Here is a 19948-nt window from a genome sequence, read left to right as displayed (position 1 = left end):
TGGCATTTAAAAAAACATCAAAAGATCGCAGCCTTCGGCAGCTCCTACAGGGGGGAGTGTGTGGCGGGAATGAAAAAGGGAGGCCACTTGGGCCTCCCTTTTTCACTGCGATTTGCCGTTACAGGCTGGCAATCCGCGCGTGCTGCTCGGCCAGTTTGCCCAAGGCCTGTTCAGCCTCGGCCAGCTTGGCGCGTTCCTTCTCGATGACTTCGGCCGGAGCCTTGTCAACGAAACCGGCGTTGGACAGCTTGCCACCAACACGCTGGACTTCGCCCTGCAGACGCAGGATTTCCTTGTCCAGGCGCGCCAGCTCGGCGTCCTTGTCGATCAGACCGGCCATCGGCACCAGCACTTCCATCTCGCCAACCAGAGCGGTGGCGGACAACGGTGCTTCTTCGCCAGCCGCCAGAACAGTGATCGATTCCAGACGCGCGAGCTTCTTCAGCAGCGCTTCGTTCTCGGTCAGACGGCGCTGGTCTTCAGCGCTGACGTTCTTCAGGTAGATCGGCAGTGGCTTGCCCGGGCCGATGTTCATTTCGCCACGGATGTTACGCGTGCCGAGCATCAGTTCCTTGAGCCATTCGATGTCGTTCTCGGCGGCCGGATCGATGCGCTCTTCATTGGCCACCGGCCAAGGTTGCAGCATGATCGTCTTGCCCTGAATGCCGGCCAGCGGCGCGATGCGCTGCCAGATTTCTTCAGTGATGAACGGCATGAACGGATGGGCCAGACGCAATGCCACTTCCAGTACGCGAACCAGTGTGCGACGGGTGCCGCGCTGACGTTCAACCGGCGCGTTCTCGTCCCACAGCACTGGCTTGGACAGTTCCAGGTACCAGTCGCAATACTGGTTCCAGATGAACTCGTACAGCGCTTGCGCGGCGAGGTCGAAGCGGAACTGGTCGAGTTGACGGGTCACTTCGGCTTCGGTGCGCTGCAACTGCGAGATGATCCAGCGATCCGCCAGCGACAGCTCGTAGGCTTCGCCGTTCTGACCGCAGTCTTCGCCCTTGTCCAGAACGTAGCGTGCGGCGTTCCAGATCTTGTTGCAGAAGTTGCGATAGCCTTCAACGCGACCCATGTCGAACTTGATGTCGCGACCGGTCGAGGCCAGCGAGCAGAAGGTGAAGCGCAGGGCGTCGGTGCCGTAGCTGGCGATGCCGTCGGCGAACTCGTCGCGGGTCTGCTTCTCGATCTTCTTCGCCAGTTTCGGCTGCATCAGGCCGGAAGTGCGTTTCTGCACCAGGTCTTCCAGCTCGATACCGTCGATGATGTCCAGCGGGTCGAGGACGTTGCCCTTGGACTTGGACATCTTCTGGCCCTGGCCATCGCGTACCAGACCGTGGACATAAACGGTCTTGAACGGAACCTGCGGCGTGCCGTCCTCGTTCTTCATCAAGTGCATGGTCATCATGATCATCCGGGCAACCCAGAAGAAAATGATGTCGAAACCCGTCACCAGCACGTCGGTGGAGTGGAATTTCTTCAGGAACTCGGTCTGCTCAGGCCAGCCCAGGGTGGAGAACGTCCACAGACCCGAACTGAACCAGGTGTCGAGAACGTCGTTGTCCTGTTGCAGCGCCACGTCCGGACCGAGGTTGTGCTTGGCACGCACCTCGGCTTCGTCGCGACCGACGTAGACTTTGCCCGACTCGTCGTACCAGGCCGGAATCCGGTGGCCCCACCACAGCTGACGGCTGATGCACCAGTCCTGGATGTCGCGCATCCACGAGAAGTACATGTTTTCGTACTGCTTTGGCACGAACTGGATGCGACCGTCTTCAACGGCAGCAATCGCAGGCTCGGCCAATGGTTTGGTCGACACGTACCACTGGTCGGTCAGCCACGGCTCGATGATGGTGCCGGAGCGATCGCCCTTCGGCACTTTCAGGGCGTGGTCGTTGACGCTGACCAGCAGGCCGGCGGCGTCGAACGCGGCAACGATCTGCTTGCGCGCTTCAAAACGCTCAAGACCGGCGTATTCAGCCGGGATCTTGCCGTCGATGCTGTCGTTCAGCGTACCGTCGAGGTTGAACACCTGCGCTGCCGGCAGCACGTTGGCGTTCTTGTCGAAGATGTTCAGCAGCGGCAGGTTGTGGCGCTTGCCGACTTCGTAGTCGTTGAAATCGTGGGCCGGGGTGATTTTCACGCAGCCGGTGCCGAATTCAGGATCGCAATAATCGTCGGCGATGATCGGAATGCGGCGGCCAACCAGCGGCAGCTCGACAAATTTGCCGATCAAGGATTTGTAGCGCTCATCGTTCGGGTTCACCGCAACGGCGGAATCGCCGAGCATGGTTTCCGGACGGGTGGTCGCGACGATCAGGAAGTCGTTGCCTTCAGCGGTTTTCGCGCCGTCGGCCAGCGGGTACTTCAGGTTCCACAGGAAACCCTTGTCGTCGTGGTTTTCCACTTCGAGGTCGGAAATTGCCGTGTGCAGTTTTGTGTCCCAGTTGACCAGACGCTTGCCGCGATAGATCAGACCGTCTTCGTGCAGGCGCACAAACGCTTCTTTAACCGCTTCCGAGAGGCCATCGTCCATGGTGAAGCGCTCGCGGCTCCAGTCGACGGACGAACCGAGGCGGCGGATCTGACGGCTGATGTTGCCGCCGGACTGATCCTTCCATTCCCAGACTTTCTCAAGGAATTTTTCACGGCCCAGATCGTGGCGATTCTGGCCCTGGGCTTCGAGTTGACGCTCCACCAGCATCTGCGTGGCGATACCGGCGTGGTCGGTGCCCGGCTGCCACAGGGTGTTGCGACCCTGCATGCGGCGGAAGCGGATCAGGGCGTCCATGATCGCGTTGTTGAAACCGTGACCCATGTGCAGGCTGCCGGTGACGTTCGGCGGCGGGATCATGATGGTGTAGGAGTCGCCCGCGCCTTGCGGGGCGAAGTAATTCTCGGACTCCCAGGTGTTGTACCAGGAAGTTTCAATGGCGTGCGGCTGGTAGGTCTTATCCATGCGCGGCGGGACCCTATTGGCATTAATTCAGGAAAAGCCGACGAGTATAGCGGGGCATGGGGCCGAGGGCGAGCGGGGCAGGCCGGATGAAGATCTAATTGTAGGAGCTGCCGAAGGCTGCGATCTTTTGATCTTGTCTTTAAAAAACAAAAGTCAAAAGATCGCAGCCTTCGGCAGCTCCTACAGGGGGCTTTATTCGTATTGGCTGAGGAGGCGTTCCATGCGCGCATCGAGGCGGCGTTTGATCTCGGTTTCGATGTGCGGGGCGAAGTCGTCGATCACGTCTTGCATGATCAATTGCGCGGCGGCGCGCAGCTCGCTGTCGAGGTGAAGCAAGGCGTCCGGGCCTTTAGCCACGGGTGCGGCAGGTTGCGCGGCAGCTTTTGGCGCTGGTGCAGGTGATGGTTCAACGGCCGGCGGCTCGCTGCCGACAGGATCGAACAACATCGGAATCTGTTCCTGTTCGCCGTCATCGACCGTGTCGGTCAACAGCGGTGGTTGCAGGTTATCGTCGCCGAGCAACTGGCGGATCGATTCGAGATCGTCCAGCAGGTGTGTCGGCTTTTGCTGCGGTTTCGGAGTGTCCATTGGAATGCTCAGAGTCGCTGTAAACGGTGATCTTGCAGAGGATAGCCCTGTTCGCGGTAGAAGCGAAAACTGTCCCGCGCAGCGGCTCGAATCGTCGGGTCTTCGACCACCACTTCCGCCACGCGGGCGAATTTGTTGGCGAAGGCCGGTACTTTCAAATCGAGGTTGACCAGCAAATCCTGGTGTTGGCCGCAGTCATCGCCCACGCCCAGTACGATCAAACCATCAGGTTCGCTGTCAGCCGGACCATGCGGTACGAAGGTTTCACCCTTGAACGCCCACAGGCGCGCATCGAGATCGTCACGCTGGGCCGCGTCGCTGCAATGCAGGTAGATACGGTGCCCCATGCGCCAGGCTTTCTCGGTGAGCTTGCAGGCAAAATCCAGGCGAGCCGATGGATCGGCGCTGGGCAGGATATAGAAGTCGACTTTGGTCATTGCGGTTCCTGAGTTGCCAGCGGCGCCACCGGAGAGTGGCGCCGCCGCAAGTCATCGGTTTCAGGCTTTGGCGCGATCGAGCAGGTATTGGGTCAGCAGAGGCACCGGACGGCCGGTGGCGCCTTTGTCCTTGCCGCCGCTGGTCCATGCGGTGCCCGCGATGTCCAGGTGCGCCCAGTTGAGGTTCTTGGTGAAGCGCGACAGGAAGCAGGCCGCGGTGATGGTGCCGGCTTTCGGCCCGCCAATGTTGGCGATGTCGGCGAACGGGCTGTCCAGCTGTTCTTGATACTCATCGAACAGCGGCAGTTGCCAGGCGCGGTCGTCCGCTGCCTTGCCGGCGCTGAGCAGTTGGCCGATCAGTTCGTCGTTGTTGCCCAGCAGGCCCGACGTGTGCGCACCCAGAGCAACCACGCAAGCGCCGGTCAGGGTGGCGATGTCGATCACCGCTTGTGGCTTGAAACGCTCGGAGTAGGTCAACGCGTCGCACAGCACCAGACGGCCTTCGGCGTCGGTGTTGAGGATTTCCACGGTCTGGCCGCTCATGGTGGTGACGATGTCGCCCGGACGCGCAGCGTTGCCGCTCGGCATGTTTTCCGCGCAAGCGAGGATGCACACCAGGTTGATCGGCAGCTTCAGTTCAAGCACGGCACGCAGGGTACCGAAGACGGAGGCGGCGCCGCCCATGTCGTACTTCATTTCGTCCATGCCGGCGCCCGGTTTCAAGCTGATGCCGCCAGTGTCGAAGGTGATGCCTTTACCGACCAGTGCGTATGGCTTCTCGGATTTCTTGCCGCCGTGGTATTGCATGACGATCAGGCGCGGTGGTTGGGCGCTGCCCTGGCCGACGGCGTAGAACGAGCCCATGCCGAGGGATTTGATCTTCTTCTCGTCGAGGACTTCGACTTTCAGATCCTTGAACTCTTTGCCCAGATCCTTGGCTTGTTCGCCGAGGAAGGTCGGGTGGCAGATGTTCGGCGGCAGGTTGCCCAGGTTACGGGTGAACGCCATACCGTTGGCGATCGCGGTGGCGTGATTCACCGCGCGTTGCACTTCGGCTTGCGCCGCCTTGATGGTCAGCAGGGTGATTTTCTTCAGCGCGCGCGGTTCGGCTTTCTGGCTCTTGAACTGGTCGAAGGTGTATTCGCCGTCCACCAGAGTTTCCGCCAGCAGACGGGTTTTGCCGTAGCTGTCGCGGTTTTTAACAATAATTTCATCCAGCGCCAGCACGGCGTCGCTGCCGTTCAGGCCTTTCAGGGTATTGAGGATGCCGGCAACGATTTTGCGGAACGGACGGTCGCCCAGTTCTTCATCCTTGCCCACGCCGACCAGCAGCACGCGCTCGGCTTTGAGGTTGGGCAGGCTGTGCAGCAGCAGGCTTTGACCGACCTTGCCCGCCAGATCGCCACGCTTGAGTACGGCGCTGATGGCGCCACCGCTCAGCTCATCGACCAGTTTGGCCGCGACCCCGAGCTTGCGGCCTTCGCCGACGGCAACCACCAGGGTGGCGGTTTTCAACGTTTCTGGGCTAACGCTTTTTACAACCAGTTCCATGTCCGGATCCCTGAATGAATGGTCAACACGCAGGCGTTCGACGGTGTCCGCAGTCGCCTGCTTATAGATAGAAGAGGCGCAGGCCAAAGCCTGCGACAAGGGCCGCAGTTTGAACCTCGCTCCCCGCGCCTGACAACCCTCGGTTGTACGATCTTCAACGTATTGCATGCACGGATGAGTGTGCGCAGTGACAGGCGACCTCAATCACAGGATAATGCCGCATCTTTTTCCGACGGCTCTGCGTTGCGGGCCGGTCGATGTGTTTGCTTGTTTGGCCGCCTTAGCCTGACAACCCTGGAGTGTCTGGTTTGATCGTCTTCCGTTATCTGTCCCGCGAAGTCCTGCTGACCCTCAGCGCAGTGAGTGCTGTGCTGCTGGTCATCATCATGAGCGGTCGCTTCATCAAATACCTTGCTCAGGCCGCTGCCGGCCAGCTCGATCCGGGCTCGCTGTTCCTGATCATGGGCTATCGCCTGCCGGGTTTCCTGCAACTGATTCTGCCGCTGGGCCTGTTCCTCGGGATCCTGCTGGCTTACGGTCGCCTGTACCTGGAAAGCGAAATGACCGTGCTTTCGGCGACCGGCATGAGCCAGCAGAAGCTGTTTCGCATGACGCTGTTTCCGGCAACGCTGGTGGCGCTGGTGGTGGCGTGGCTGAGCCTCGGCCTGGCCCCGCAAGGCGCCAATCAGTTTCAGTTGCTGCTGAACAAGCAGGATGCCCTGACCGAATTCGACACCCTCGAGCCGGGCCGCTTCCAGGCACTGCGCGACGGCACCCGGGTGACGTACACCGAAACCCTGAGTGACGATCGCGTCAATCTGGGCAGTGTATTCATCTCGCAGAAAAACCTCGGCGCCAATCAGAAGGATCGCGGGATTTCCGTACTGGTGGCCGAGAAGGGGCGTCAGGAAGTGCGTCCCGACGGCAATCGCTACCTTATCCTCGATAACGGCTATCGCTATGACGGCAGCCCGGGTCAGGCCGATTACCGCGCCATTCACTACGAAACCTATGGCGTGCTGCTGCCCAAGCCGGATGTCAGCGAAGAAGTCACCGACCGTGACGCCATGCCGACGTCGGCGCTGCTGAGCAGCGACGACATCCGCTCCAGAACCGAACTGCAATGGCGTCTGTCCCTGCCGCTGCTGGTGTTTATCGTGACCCTGATGGCGGTGCCGCTGTCGCGCGTGAACCCGCGTCAAGGGCGTTTCCTCAAGCTGCTGCCGGCGATTCTTCTTTATATGGCTTACCTGACCATCCTGATTGCCGCCCGCGGCGCCCTTGAAAAAGGCAAGATCCCGCCGGCCCTCGGCTTGTGGTGGGTGCATGCGATCTTCCTGATCATCGGCATCGGCCTGCTTTATTGGGAACCTCTGCGCCTGAAGATGGCCAGTCGTCGCGCAGCGCTGGAGGTGGCTCGTGGTTAAACTCGACCGCTACATCGGCAGCAGCGTGTTCATGGCGATCATCGCCGTGCTGGCGATCATTCTGGGCCTGGCGACGTTGTTTGCCTTTATCGATGAAATGGGCGATGTCAGCGATACCTACACGCTGCTCGATGTGCTCAGCTTCGTTCTGCTGACCGCGCCACGTCGACTCTATGAAATGCTGCCGATGGCGGCATTGATCGGCTGCCTGATCGGCCTCGGCAGTCTGGCCAGCAGCAGTGAGCTGACGGTCATGCGTGCCGCTGGCGTATCGATTGGCCGCATCGTCTGGGCCGTCATGAAGCCGATGCTGGTACTGATGCTGGCCGGCGTGCTGATCGGCGAATACGTCGCCCCGGCCACCGAAAGCATGGCTCAGGCCAATCGTTCGCTGGCGCAAGGCAGCGGTGATGCGCAAAGTGCCAAGCACGGTATGTGGCACCGTCAGGGTGAGGAGTTCATCCACATCAACGCCGTGCAACCGAACGGCCTGCTGTATGGCGTGACCCGCTACCACTTCGACAAGGAACGGCATCTGCTGAGTTCGAGCTTCTCGAAGAAAGCCGAGTTCGACGGCGATCACTGGCAGCTGACCGACGTGACCACCACGATGTTCCACGAGCGCAGCACCGAAGTGGTGAACACGCCGACCGAGCGTTGGGACGTGTCGCTCAGTCCGCAATTGCTCAGCACTGTGGTCATGGCGCCGGAATCGTTGTCGATCAGCGGCCTTTGGGGATATATCCACTATCTGGCTGAGCAAGGCCTGAGCAACGGCCGCTACTGGCTGGCATTTTGGGTCAAGGTGTTGCAACCGCTGGTGACGGCCGCGCTGGTGTTGATGGCGATCTCTTTCATCTTCGGCCCGCTGCGCTCGGTAACGCTGGGGCAGCGCGTATTCACTGGCGTACTGGTGGGCTTCACCTTCCGTATTGTCCAGGACTTGCTCGGCCCTTCCAGCCTGGTGTTCGGTTTCTCGCCGCTGTTTGCGGTGCTGGTCCCGGCCGGTGTCTGTGCGCTGGCAGGTGTCTGGCTGCTGCGAAGAGCCGGTTGATGCGCGCATTTTTACCTGCGCTGTAATCTCGAAAACGCCTCGGTCGACAGATCGGGGCGTTTTTGCATGCAATCCGGGTGACAGGTGAACGTGACGCTTGCGCCGTGTATCAGGTACAATTCCCGGCTATTTTTCGGCGGGCTATGCCTGCAGCCTTTTTGAGTGTTGATCCGTGAGTGATTTGAGTCATATCCGCAATTTCTCCATCATCGCCCACATTGACCATGGCAAGTCGACGCTGGCCGATCGCTTCATCCAGATGTGCGGCGGCCTGGCCGAACGTGAAATGGAAGCCCAGGTACTGGATTCCATGGATCTGGAGCGTGAACGCGGGATCACCATCAAGGCCCATAGCGTCACCCTTTATTACACGGCCAAAGATGGCATCAAGTACCAACTGAACTTCATTGACACCCCGGGCCACGTCGACTTCACCTATGAAGTCAGCCGTTCCCTGGCAGCGTGTGAAGGTGCGTTGCTGGTGGTCGATGCCGGTCAGGGTGTTGAAGCCCAGTCCGTGGCCAACTGCTACACCGCCATCGAGCAGGGCCTCGAGGTCATGCCGGTGCTGAACAAGATCGACCTGCCGCAGGCCGATCCCGATCGCGTCAAGGACGAGATCGAGAAGATCATCGGCATCGACGCCACCGACGCCGTCACCTGCAGCGCCAAGACCGGCCTCGGTGTCGACGAAGTGCTCGAGCGTCTGGTGCAGACCATTCCTGCGCCGACCGGCAACATCGAAGATCCGCTGCAAGCGTTGATCATCGACTCCTGGTTCGACAACTACCTGGGCGTTGTCTCCCTGGTGCGCGTGCGTCATGGCCGCGTGAAGAAGGGCGACAAGATCCTCGTCAAATCGACCGGCAAGATCCACCTGGTCGACAGCGTTGGCGTATTCAACCCGAAACACACCGCCACCGTTGACCTCAAGGCCGGCGAAGTGGGCTTCATCATCGCCAGCATCAAGGACATTCACGGTGCACCGGTCGGTGACACCCTGACCCTGAGCTCGACCCCGGACGTTGAAGTGCTGCCCGGCTTCAAACGCATCCAGCCACAGGTATACGCCGGTCTGTTCCCGGTCAGCTCCGACGACTTCGAGGATTTCCGCGAAGCGCTGCAGAAGCTGACCCTCAACGACTCGTCGCTGCAATACACCCCGGAAAGCTCCGACGCACTGGGCTTCGGCTTCCGTTGCGGGTTCCTCGGCATGCTGCACATGGAAATCATCCAGGAGCGCCTCGAACGCGAGTACGACCTGGACCTGATCACCACGGCGCCGACGGTAATCTTCGAGCTGGTGCTGAAAACCGGTGAGACGATTTACGTCGATAACCCGTCGAAGCTTCCGGATATCTCGTCTGTCGAAGACATGCGCGAGCCGATCGTGCGGGCCAACATCCTCGTGCCGCAAGAGCATCTGGGCAACGTCATCACCCTGTGCATCGAGAAGCGTGGCGTCCAGGTCGACATGCTGTTCCTCGGCAATCAGGTACAGGTCACTTACGACTTGCCGATGAACGAAGTGGTCCTCGACTTCTTCGACCGTCTCAAATCCACCAGCCGTGGCTATGCTTCGCTGGACTACCACTTCGATCGCTACCAATCGGCTAATCTGGTGAAACTGGACGTGCTGATCAACGGCGACAAGGTCGATGCGCTCGCATTGATCGTGCACCGTGACAACTCGCACTACAAAGGTCGCCAGTTGACCGAGAAGATGAAAGAACTGATTCCTCGTCAGATGTTCGACGTGGCTATCCAGGCTGCCATTGGTGGTCAGATCGTTGCACGGACAACCGTCAAGGCACTCAGAAAGAACGTATTGGCCAAATGCTACGGTGGTGACGTCAGCCGTAAGAAGAAACTGCTCGAGAAGCAAAAGGCCGGTAAAAAACGCATGAAGCAAGTCGGTAACGTGGAAATTCCACAAGAAGCCTTCCTTGCAGTGCTCAGGTTGGATAGTTAGGTCCTATGTCACTAAATTTCCCGCTGTTGCTGGTCATCGCCGTGTTCGTCTGCGGCCTGTTGGCGTTGCTTGATCTGTTGATCCTGGCACCGCGTCGGCGTGCCGCCATTGCCTCTTATCAGGGCAGTGTCGGTCAGCCTGATGTCGTGGTTGTCGAGAAACTCAACAAAGAGCCGCTGCTGGTTGAATACGGCAAGTCGTTCTTTCCGGTGTTGTTCATCGTGCTGGTGCTGCGTTCGTTCCTGGTGGAACCGTTCCAGATCCCGTCCGGCTCGATGAAGCCTACGCTGGATGTTGGCGACTTCATTCTGGTGAACAAGTTTTCCTACGGTATCCGCTTGCCGGTTATCGACAAGAAAATCATCGAAGTCGGTGATCCGCAGCGCGGCGATGTCATGGTGTTCCGCTACCCGAGCGACCCGAACGTCAACTACATCAAGCGTGTAGTCGGCCTGCCGGGCGACACGATTCGCTACACCGCCGACAAGCACCTGTTTGTGAATGGCGAGTCGATCGCCGAGCAGCTGGTCGGCTCCGAGCCGGGCACGCTGGGCAGCGCTGAACTGTACAAAGAAAAACTCGGCGCCGCAGAGCACCTGATCCGCAAGGAAATGAGCCGCTACCGCGCCACACCGGACCGTTCGTGGACAGTGCCTGCCGGGCACTACTTCATGATGGGCGACAACCGCGACAATTCGAACGACAGTCGCTACTGGGATGATCCGAACATTCCCAAGGATCTGCTGGGCATGGTTCCCGACCAGAATATCGTCGGCAAGGCCTTCGCGGTCTGGATGAGCTGGCCGGAACCGAAACTCAGTCACCTGCCGAATTTCTCGCGGGTTGGCCTGATCAAGTAATCACACACGGCGCTGTTGACCACAGCGCCGAATGCATTTCTGGAGCCAGCACAATCGGCTCCGGGGCATGAAGCCACGATATTCAGGATGTAATTTTTGAACACAGCGTTAATTGTCCCAGGCCTGCGCCGTATCCCGGCGATGGCGGTGGAATCCAGCCACGAACTCAGCGTGGGTAAACCGTGAGCGTTTCTCTAAGCCGTCTCGAGCGTCAGCTCGGATACACCTTCAAGGATCAGGAGCTGATGCTGCTGGCCCTTACGCACCGCAGTTTTGCCGGGCGCAACAACGAACGCCTGGAATTCCTCGGTGATGCCATCCTCAACTTCGTCGCTGGCGAGGCGCTCTTCGACCGCTTCCCGCTGGCCCGCGAAGGCCAGTTGTCGCGTTTGCGCGCACGTCTGGTGAAAGGTGAGACGCTGGCCGTCCTGGCACGCGGTTTCGACCTGGGCGATTACCTGCGATTGGGCTCCGGTGAACTGAAGAGCGGCGGTTTCCGTCGCGAATCGATTCTGGCCGATGCCCTCGAAGCGTTGATCGGCGCCATCTATCTCGATGCTGGTATGGACATGGCACGCGAACGCGTCCTGGCCTGGCTGGCTGGCGAGTTCGAAGGCCTGACGCTGGTCGATACCAACAAGGATCCGAAAACCCGTCTGCAGGAACACCTGCAATCGCGCGGTTGCGATCTGCCACGCTACGAAGTGGTGGATATCCAGGGCGAGCCGCACTGCCGAATTTTCTTCGTCGAGTGCGAAGTTGTCTTACTGAATGAAAAAAGCCGAGGTCAGGGTGTGAGCCGTCGTATTGCCGAACAGGTAGCGGCCGCCGCAGCACTGATTGCCCTGGGCGTGGAGAATGGCAATGACTGATACAAACGCAACTCGCTGTGGCTATGTTGCCATCGTCGGCCGTCCCAACGTCGGCAAGTCGACGTTGTTGAACCACATCCTCGGCCAGAAGCTCGCGATCACTTCGCGCAAGCCGCAGACCACTCGCCACAATATGCTCGGGATCAAAACCGAGGGTGACGTGCAAGCGATCTACGTCGACACCCCGGGCATGCACAAGGGTGGCGAAAAGGCCCTGAACCGTTACATGAACAAAACCGCTTCGGCCGCGTTGAAAGACGTCGACGTGGTGATCTTCGTCGTTGACCGCACCAAGTGGACCGATGAAGACCAGATGGTGCTGGAACGCGTGCAGTACGTGACCGGCCCGCTGATCGTCGCGCTGAACAAGACCGATCGCATCGAAGACAAAGCCGAGCTGATGCCGCACCTGAGCTGGCTGCAGGAACAACTGCCGAACGCGCAGATCATTCCGATTTCCGCACAGCACGGGCATAACCTCGAAGCGCTGGAAAAGGTCATTGCCGATCACCTGCCGGAGAACGATCACTTCTTCCCGGAAGACCAGATCACCGACCGCAGCAGCCGCTTCCTCGCCGCCGAACTGGTACGCGAGAAAATCATGCGCCAGATGGGCGCCGAGCTGCCGTACCAGATCACCGTCGAAATCGAAGAGTTCAAGCAGCAGGGCAAGACCCTGCATATCCACGCCTTGATCCTCGTTGAGCGTGACGGCCAGAAGAAGATCATCATTGGCGACAAGGGCGAGCGTATCAAGCGCATCGGCACCGAAGCGCGCAAGGACATGGAGCTGCTGTTCGACTCCAAGATCATGCTCAACCTGTGGGTAAAGGTGAAGGGCGGCTGGTCCGACGACGAGCGCGCACTGCGTTCGCTGGGTTACGGCGACCTGTAAGCGATTCGAAGATCAAAAGATCGCAGCCTTCGGCAGCTCCTACATGACGTAAGCCTGTAGGAGCTGCCGAAGGCTGCGATCTTTTTTGCAATCCCTGATCGGGAAACAACGTTCATGTCGCAAAACCCGCCTCCCGCCCAACCCGCCTACGTCCTGCACAGTCGCGCCTACCGTGAAACCAGTGCGCTGGTGGATTTCCTCACGCCGCAAGGTCGGCTGCGGGCGGTGTTGCGCAGTGCGCGAGGCAAGGCCGGGACGTTGGCGCGGCCATTCGTGTCGCTGGAAGTCGAGTTTCGCGGCAAGGGCGAATTGAAGAATGTCGGGCGCATGGAAAGTGCCGGCACTTCGGCGTGGCTCAACGGTGAGGCGCTGTTCAGCGGTCTCTATCTCAATGAACTGCTGATCCGCTTGCTGCCTGCAGAAGATCCGCACCCGGGCGTATTCGATCACTACGCCGCGACCTTGCTGGCATTGGCTGAAGGCCGTCCGCTGGAGCCATTGCTGCGCTCTTTCGAGTGGCGACTATTGGACGATCTCGGTTACGGCTTTTCACTGAATACCGATGTTCACGGCGAGCCCATCGCTCCGGATGGACTCTACCGTTTGCAAGTGGATGCGGGCCTGGAACGGGTTTTCCTGCTGCAGCCCGGCCTGTTCAACGGTGTTGAGTTGCTGGCCATGGCCGAAGCCGACTGGACCGCCCCCGGCGCGCTGTCCGCCGCCAAGCGCTTGATGCGTCAGGCATTGGCCGTTCATCTGGGCGGTCGTCCTCTCGTCAGTCGCGAATTGTTTCGCAAGCCCTGATCACCCCGTATGCTGTGCGCCGAATCTCTCAATTCAGGAGCGCATCCGTGACCACCAGCAATCGCATTCTTCTTGGCGTGAACATCGACCACGTCGCCACCCTGCGTCAGGCCCGTGGCACGCGCTACCCGGATCCGGTCAAGGCTGCACTGGACGCGGAAGAGGCGGGCGCCGATGGCATCACCGTGCACCTGCGCGAAGACCGCCGACACATTCAGGAGCGCGATGTACTGCTGCTCAAGGATGTGCTGCAAACCCGCATGAATTTCGAAATGGGCGTCACCGAAGAAATGATGGCGTTCGCCGAGCGGATTCGCCCGGCGCATATCTGTCTGGTCCCGGAAACCCGTCAGGAGCTGACCACTGAAGGCGGCCTTGATGTAGCGGGGCAGGAAGAACGGATCAAGGCTGCGGTTGAACGTCTGTCGAAGATCGGCAGCGAAGTGTCGCTGTTCATCGATGCCGACGAGCGCCAGATCGCCGCGTCGAAGCGCGTCGGTGCGCCGGCCATCGAGTTGCACACCGGTCGTTACGCCGATGCCGAAACCCCGACTGAAGTGGCTGAAGAATTGAAGCGTGTGGCGGATGGCGTGGCGTTTGGTCTGGCCCAAGGCTTGATCGTTAACGCGGGTCACGGTTTGCATTACCACAACGTTGAAGCGGTGGCGGCGATCAAAGGCATCAATGAACTGAACATCGGCCATGCGCTGGTGGCGCATGCCTTGTTCGTCGGCTTCAAGTCTGCCGTGTCCGAGATGAAAGCGCTGATTCTGGCTGCTGCTCTCAAGGGCTAAGATCAAAAGATCGCAGCCTTCGGCAGCTCCTACAGGTGTACGCATAACCCTGTAGGAGCTGCCGAAGGCTGCGATCTTTTACTTTTAAAGGGGGGCAGGTTCTTGCGCCGGTTTTGACTTGTCGATGCCCGGCACATGCAGATTGCCCTCAGCTACCTGATCACCCTCAAGCTGCGGCTGGGTCACCCAAGTCAAAATGTCGTAATAACGTCGAATGTTCGCCACAAAATGCACCGGCTCGCCGCCCCGGGCATAGCCATAGCGCGTTTTGCTGTACCACTGCTTCTGCGACAGACGCGGCAGGATCTTCTTCACATCCAGCCACTTGTCCGGGTTCAAGCCTTCCTTGGCTGTCAGTTTGCGCGCGTCATCCAGATGACCGCTGCCAACGTTGTAGGCCGCCAGGGCAAACCATGTACGGTCTGGTTCCTTGATTGAATCGTCGAGCTGATCCTTCATGTACGCCAGGTACTTGGCGCCGCCCATGATGCTCTGCTTCGGGTCGAGGCGGTTGGACACGCCCATCGCCTGTGCGGTGTTCTGCGTGAGCATCATCAGCCCGCGCACACCGGTTTTCGAGGTGACGGTCGGCTGCCACAGCGATTCCTGATAACCGATCGCCGCCAGCAGGCGCCAGTCGACTTTCTCTTTCTTCGCGTAATTCTTGAAGTGTTGTTCGTACTTCGGCAGGCGCTGCTGCAAGTGCTGGGCGAAGGTGGTCGCGCCCATGTAACCGAGTACGTCAACGTGGCCGTAATAGCGATCTTTCAGACGTTGCAGGGTGCCATTCTTTTGCACCTTGTCCAGATAAGCGTTGATCTCGTTAAGCAGGCTGTTGTCTTCGCCCGGCGCCACGGCCCAACTCTGGTTGCTGGCATCGCCAAGGTCGAAGGCGACGCGGATGTTGGTGAAGTACACCTGGTTCATCGCCACTTCGTTGGAGTCGACGAGGGTCAGATCGATCTGGCCTTCATCGACCATGCGCAGCAGGTCGACCACTTCAACCGCGTCGGATTCTTCGTATTCAATTCCTGGATATTTCTTTTTCAGCTCCGCCAATTGCTCGGCGTGGGTACTGCCCTTGAGCACCATGATCTTCTTGCCGACCAGATCGCCCGCGTCGGTGGGGCGCGACTGGCCGTTGCGATAGATGATCTGCGGGGTGACTTCTAGATAGGAGTGGGAGAAGCGCACCTGTTGCTTGCGATGCTCGCTGCTGACCAGACCGGCGGCGGCGAGTACCGGGCCGTTGGGTTTGCCGATCTGATTGAAAAGGTCGTCGAGGTTGTCGGCGGTCTCGATCTTCAGCTCGACCCCCAAATCGTCGGCGAAGCGCTTCACCAGCTCGTATTCGAAGCCGGTTTCACCGCTGCGATCCTGAAAGTAGGTGGCGGGGCTGTTGCGTGTAATCACGCGCAGCACACCATCCTCCTTTATGCGCTCCAGCGTGTTGGGTTTATCAACACAGCCACTGAGCATCAGGAAGAGTCCGGTTGCGATCAGCCATTTGGCGTACCGCGGACGCAAAGCCGTTGGGAAAAACATGTGCGCAGTATACGCAAACGGCCACTGGCGCCATATCTCGACAGTGCAGGATGACTCTGCTGGTCGTCACAAAACCGCACGAAACCCAGCAGGAACGGGGCTTCGCGGGTTTTTGTTACAGTAAAAATAAGCAGGTCTCAAACCGCCGATTTACCTGACTTTGGAGTCGGAAACACAGATTGATACCCGAGTGCAACCGTGCGTAGCGTTTCGGGTGATGTTGGGGGCGGTTTAGGCTAGAATGCACGGCCTCAAAGCACACCCCTTCCCGAGGCTGTCCCGAAGATGTTGATCCTGCGCGGCGCTCCTGCCCTTTCTGCCTTTCGCCACAGCAAACTCCTTGAGCAACTGAGCCAGAAGGTTCCAGCTGTCAGTGGCCTGTATGCTGAATTCGCTCACTTCGCCGAAGTCACCGGCGTCCTGACCGGCGACGAACAGCAGGTGCTAGCGCGCCTTCTGAAGTACGGCCCAAGCGTTCCGGTACAAGAGCCGACCGGTCGTCTGTTTCTGGTGTTGCCGCGTTTCGGCACCATCTCGCCATGGTCGAGCAAGGCCAGCGACATCGCCCGCAACTGCGGCCTGAGCAAGATCCAGCGTCTGGAGCGCGGTATCGCCTTCTACGTGGCCGGTCAGTTCAGTGAAGCCGAAGCCCAGCAGATCGCCGACGTGCTGCATGACCGCATGACGCAGATCGTGCTGGCCAACCTCGAACAGGCCGCCGGTCTGTTCAGCCACGCCGAGCCGAAGCCGCTGACGGCCATCGACATCCTCGGTGGCGGTCGCGCTGCGCTGGAAAAAGCCAACACCGAGCTGGGCCTGGCCCTGGCCGAAGACGAAATCGATTATCTGGTCGACGCCTTCAACGGTTTGAAGCGCAACCCGCACGACATCGAACTGATGATGTTTGCCCAGGCCAACTCCGAACACTGCCGCCACAAGATCTTCAACGCCAGTTGGGATATTGATGGTGAGAACCAGGAAAAAAGCCTGTTCGGCATGATCAAGAACACCTACGTGATGCACAGCGAAGGCGTTCTGTCGGCTTATAAGGACAACGCCTCGGTGATCGTCGGCAACGTTGCCGGCCGTTTCTTCCCGAACCCTGAAACCCGCCAGTACGGTGCGGTGCAGGAGCCGGTGCACATCCTGATGAAGGTTGAAACCCACAACCACCCGACCGCGATCGCCCCGTTCCCGGGCGCATCGACCGGTTCCGGCGGCGAGATCCGTGACGAAGGTGCAACCGGTCGTGGTGCCAAGCCAAAGGCTGGCCTCACCGGTTTCACCGTGTCGAACCTGCAGATCCCCGGCTTCGAACAGCCGTGGGAAGTGCCGTACGGCAAGCCTGAGCGCATCGTCACCGCGCTGGACATCATGATCGAAGGCCCGCTCGGCGGCGCCGCGTTCAACAACGAATTCGGTCGTCCGGCCCTGACTGGCTACTTCCGTACCTTCGAACAATCGATCACCACCCCGCACGGTGACGAAGTTCGTGGTTACCACAAGCCGATCATGCTCGCTGGCGGCATGGGCAACATCCGCGAAGAACACGTCAAGAAAGGCGAGATCCTGGTCGGCTCCAAGCTGATCGTCCTCGGCGGCCCGGCGATGCTCATCGGTCTGGGCGGCGGTGCCGCTTCCTCGATGGCCACCGGCACCAGCTCGGCGGATCTCGACTTCGCTTCCGTACAGCGTGAAAACCCTGAAATGGAGCGTCGTTGCCAGGAAGTCATCGACCGTTGCTGGCAACTGGGTGACAAGAACCCGATCAGCTTCATCCACGACGTTGGCGCGGGCGGTCTGTCCAACGCCTTCCCGGAACTGGTCAACGACGGCGACCGCGGTGGCCGTTTCGAACTGCGCAACATTCCTAACGACGAGCCGGGCATGGCCCCGCACGAAATCTGGTCCAACGAATCCCAGGAACGTTACGTTCTGGCCGTTGGCCCTGAAGACTTCGCGCGCTTCCAGGCGATCTGTGAACGCGAGCGCTGCCCGTTTGCCGTTGTCGGTGAAGCCACCGCTGAACCGCAACTTACCGTGACCGACAGCCACTTCGGCAACAACCCGGTGGACATGCCACTGGAAGTGTTGCTGGGCAAAGCCCCGCGCATGCACCGCTCGGTGGTTCGCGAAGCTGAAATGGGCGATGACTTCGATCCGTCGAACCTCGACATCAGCGAGTCCATCGAACGCGTGCTGCATCACCCGGCCGTGGCGAGCAAAAGCTTTCTGATCACCATCGGCGACCGCACGATCACCGGCCTCGTGGCCCGTGACCAAATGGTCGGCCCGTGGCAGGTTCCGGTGGCCGACGTTGCCGTCACCGCCACCAGCTTCGACGTTTACACCGGTGAAGCGATGGCGATGGGCGAGCGTACTCCGCTGGCTCTGCTGGACGCTCCGGCGTCGGGCCGCATGGCCATCGGCGAAACCCTGACCAACATCGCCGCGTCGCGCATCAACAAGATCTCCGACATCAAACTGTCGGCGAACTGGATGTCCGCTGCCGGCCACCCGGGCGAAGACGCGCGTCTGTACGACACCGTGAAAGCGGTCGGTATGGAATTGTGCCCTGAGCTGGGCATCACCATTCCGGTGGGCAAGGACTCGATGTCCATGGCCACTCGCTGGAACGATAACGGCGAAGAAAAAACCGTGACCTCGCCGATGTCGCTGATCGTGACCGGTTTCGCGCCAGTGGCTGACATCCGTCAGACCCTGACCCCGGAACTGCGCATGGACAAGGGCACCACCGACCTGATCCTGATCGACCTCGGTCGTGGTCAGAACCGTATGGGTGCTTCGATCCTTGCTCAGACACACGGCAAGCTCGGCAAACACGCGCCGGACGTCGACGACGCCGAAGACCTGAAAGCCTTCTTCGCGGTGATCCAGGGCTTGAACGCCGACGGTCACCTGCTGGCTTACCACGACCGTTCCGACGGTGGTCTGCTGACCTCCGTGGTGGAAATGGCCTTCGCCGGTCATTGCGGTCTGAGCCTGAACCTTGATGGTCTGGCTGAAACCACCGCCGACATCGCCGCCATCCTGTTCAACGAAGAACTGGGTGCAGTGATCCAGGTTCGCCAGGACGCCACGCCAGACATCCTCGCGCAATTCAGCGCGGCCGGTCTGGGCGACTGCGTTTCTGTGATCGGTCAGCCGATCAACAATGGCCAGATCAACATCACCTTCAACGGTGACACCGTGTTCGAAGGCCAGCGTCGTCTGCTGCAACGTACCTGGGCTGAAACCAGCTACCAGATCCAGCGTCTGCGCGACAACGCCGACTGCGCCGAGCAAGAGTTCGACGTGCTGCTGGAAGAAGACAACCCGGGCCTGAGCGTCAAGCTCAGCTACGACGTCAACCAGGACATCGCCGCGCCTTACATCAAGAAGGGCATTCGTCCACAGGTTGCCGTGCTGCGTGAGCAGGGCGTCAACGGTCAGGTGGAAATGGCGGCGGCGTTCGACCGCGCCGGTTTCAACGCGATCGACGTGCACATGAGCGACATTCTCGCCGGCCGTGTCGACCTGAACGAGTTCAAAGGTCTGGTGGCGTGCGGTGGGTTCTCCTACGGCGACGTGCTCGGCGCCGGTGAAGGCTGGGCCAAGTCGGCACTGTTCAACAGCCGTGCCCGCGATGCGTTCCAGGGTTTCTTCGAGCGTAACGACAGCTTCACCCTCGGCGTGTGCAACGGTTGCCAGATGATGTCCAACCTGCACGAGCTGATCCCGGGCAGCGAGTTCTGGCCGCACTTTGTGCGCAACCGCTCCGAACAGTTCGAAGCGCGTGTGGCGATGGTGCAGATCCAGGAATCGAACTCGATCTTCCTGCAGGGCATGGCCGGTTCGCGTATGCCGATCGCCATTGCTCACGGTGAAGGTCACGCCGAGTTCTCCAGCGAAGAGGCACTGCTGGAAGCCGATCTGTCCGGTTGCGTGGCGATGCGTTTCGTCGACAACAGCGGCAAGGTCACCGAGCGTTATCCGGCCAACCCGAACGGTTCGCCGCGCGGGATTACCGGTCTCACCAGCCGTGACGGCCGCGTGACGATCATGATGCCGCACCCGGAGCGTGTGTTCCGTGCCGTGCAGAACTCGTGGCGTTCGGAAGACTGGAACGAAGATGCACCTTGGATGCGTATGTTCCGTAATGCACGCGTCTGGGTGAACTAAGG

Annotated in this window: 14 protein-coding genes; 9 read left to right on the top strand and 5 right to left on the bottom strand. The window is 59.9% G+C overall.

Annotated elements, in window-relative coordinates:
- Nucleotides 1-118: 118 nt before the first annotated feature.
- The 4 genes from QOL84_RS14150 to QOL84_RS14135 all read right to left on the bottom strand — a co-directional run bounded on the left by QOL84_RS14150 (nt 119) and on the right by QOL84_RS14135 (nt 5541).
- Nucleotides 119-2965: a valine--tRNA ligase gene (locus tag QOL84_RS14150; RefSeq protein WP_283437586.1), complete on the bottom strand. Its 2847-nt coding sequence runs from the start codon at nt 2963-2965 to the stop codon at nt 119-121.
- A gap of 192 nt (nt 2966-3157) precedes the next feature.
- Nucleotides 3158-3553: a DNA polymerase III subunit chi gene (locus tag QOL84_RS14145; protein WP_283437585.1), complete on the bottom strand. Its 396-nt coding sequence runs from the start codon at nt 3551-3553 to the stop codon at nt 3158-3160.
- A gap of 8 nt (nt 3554-3561) precedes the next feature.
- Complete coding sequence (locus QOL84_RS14140; RefSeq protein ID WP_064393280.1) at nt 3562-3990, bottom strand: DNA polymerase III subunit chi; 429 nt, start codon at nt 3988-3990, stop codon at nt 3562-3564.
- Between the two features lie 60 nt (nt 3991-4050).
- Nucleotides 4051-5541, bottom strand: coding sequence for a leucyl aminopeptidase (locus QOL84_RS14135; protein WP_283437584.1), 1491 nt, complete (start codon nt 5539-5541; stop codon nt 4051-4053).
- A gap of 308 nt (nt 5542-5849) precedes the next feature.
- On the opposite strand from QOL84_RS14135, the gene lptF reads away from it, so the two are divergent.
- The 8 genes from lptF (at nt 5850) to pdxJ (ending at nt 14219) form a co-directional block, all read left to right on the top strand.
- The gene (gene lptF, locus QOL84_RS14130; protein WP_129389535.1) at nt 5850-6968 is read left to right on the top strand and encodes an LPS export ABC transporter permease LptF; all 1119 of its coding nucleotides are present in this window, start codon (nt 5850-5852) and stop codon (nt 6966-6968) included.
- The gene (lptG, locus tag QOL84_RS14125) at nt 6961-8022 is read left to right on the top strand and encodes an LPS export ABC transporter permease LptG (RefSeq protein WP_129389537.1); all 1062 of its coding nucleotides are present in this window, start codon (nt 6961-6963) and stop codon (nt 8020-8022) included. The genes lptF and lptG overlap by 8 nt, the downstream gene beginning before the upstream one ends.
- Nucleotides 8023-8194: 172 nt before the next feature.
- The gene (lepA, locus tag QOL84_RS14120; RefSeq protein ID WP_129389540.1) at nt 8195-9994 is read left to right on the top strand and encodes a translation elongation factor 4; all 1800 of its coding nucleotides are present in this window, start codon (nt 8195-8197) and stop codon (nt 9992-9994) included.
- Between the two features lie 5 nt (nt 9995-9999).
- On the top strand, nt 10000-10854 hold the full coding sequence (gene lepB, locus QOL84_RS14115) for a signal peptidase I (RefSeq protein WP_129389542.1): 855 nt from the start codon (nt 10000-10002) through the stop codon (nt 10852-10854).
- Nucleotides 10855-11036: 182 nt separating this feature from the next.
- Nucleotides 11037-11726, top strand: a complete 690-nt coding sequence (rnc, locus tag QOL84_RS14110; protein WP_129389545.1) for a ribonuclease III — start codon at nt 11037-11039, stop codon at nt 11724-11726.
- Nucleotides 11719-12621 carry a GTPase Era gene (gene era, locus QOL84_RS14105; protein ID WP_016771562.1) on the top strand — a complete coding sequence of 301 codons (903 nt, stop codon included), beginning with the start codon at nt 11719-11721 and terminating at the stop codon, nt 12619-12621. Before rnc ends, era begins: the two co-directional genes overlap by 8 nt.
- 114 nt (nt 12622-12735) lie before the next feature.
- Nucleotides 12736-13425 (top strand): DNA repair protein RecO, encoded by a 690-nt coding sequence (gene recO / locus QOL84_RS14100; RefSeq protein ID WP_129389549.1) that lies wholly within the window; start codon nt 12736-12738, stop codon nt 13423-13425.
- 47 nt (nt 13426-13472) lie between these two features.
- Nucleotides 13473-14219, top strand: a complete 747-nt coding sequence (gene pdxJ / locus QOL84_RS14095; protein ID WP_047292711.1) for a pyridoxine 5'-phosphate synthase — start codon at nt 13473-13475, stop codon at nt 14217-14219.
- Between the two features lie 84 nt (nt 14220-14303).
- Here the strand turns inward: pdxJ and mltF are convergent, their stop codons facing one another.
- The gene (mltF, locus tag QOL84_RS14090) at nt 14304-15764 is read right to left on the bottom strand and encodes a membrane-bound lytic murein transglycosylase MltF (RefSeq protein WP_283437583.1); all 1461 of its coding nucleotides are present in this window, start codon (nt 15762-15764) and stop codon (nt 14304-14306) included.
- 285 nt (nt 15765-16049) lie between these two features.
- Between mltF and purL the strand changes: the two genes are divergently transcribed.
- On the top strand, nt 16050-19946 hold the full coding sequence (gene purL / locus QOL84_RS14085) for a phosphoribosylformylglycinamidine synthase (RefSeq protein ID WP_129389557.1): 3897 nt from the start codon (nt 16050-16052) through the stop codon (nt 19944-19946).
- Nucleotides 19947-19948: the final 2 nt, after the last annotated feature.

The organism is Pseudomonas helmanticensis (assembly GCF_900182985.1).
In the GTDB taxonomy this organism is placed as follows: Bacteria; Pseudomonadota; Gammaproteobacteria; order Pseudomonadales; family Pseudomonadaceae; genus Aquipseudomonas; species Aquipseudomonas helmanticensis.
Note: the sequence above shows the minus strand (reverse complement) of the source record. Positions and strands in the feature narration are given on the sequence as shown.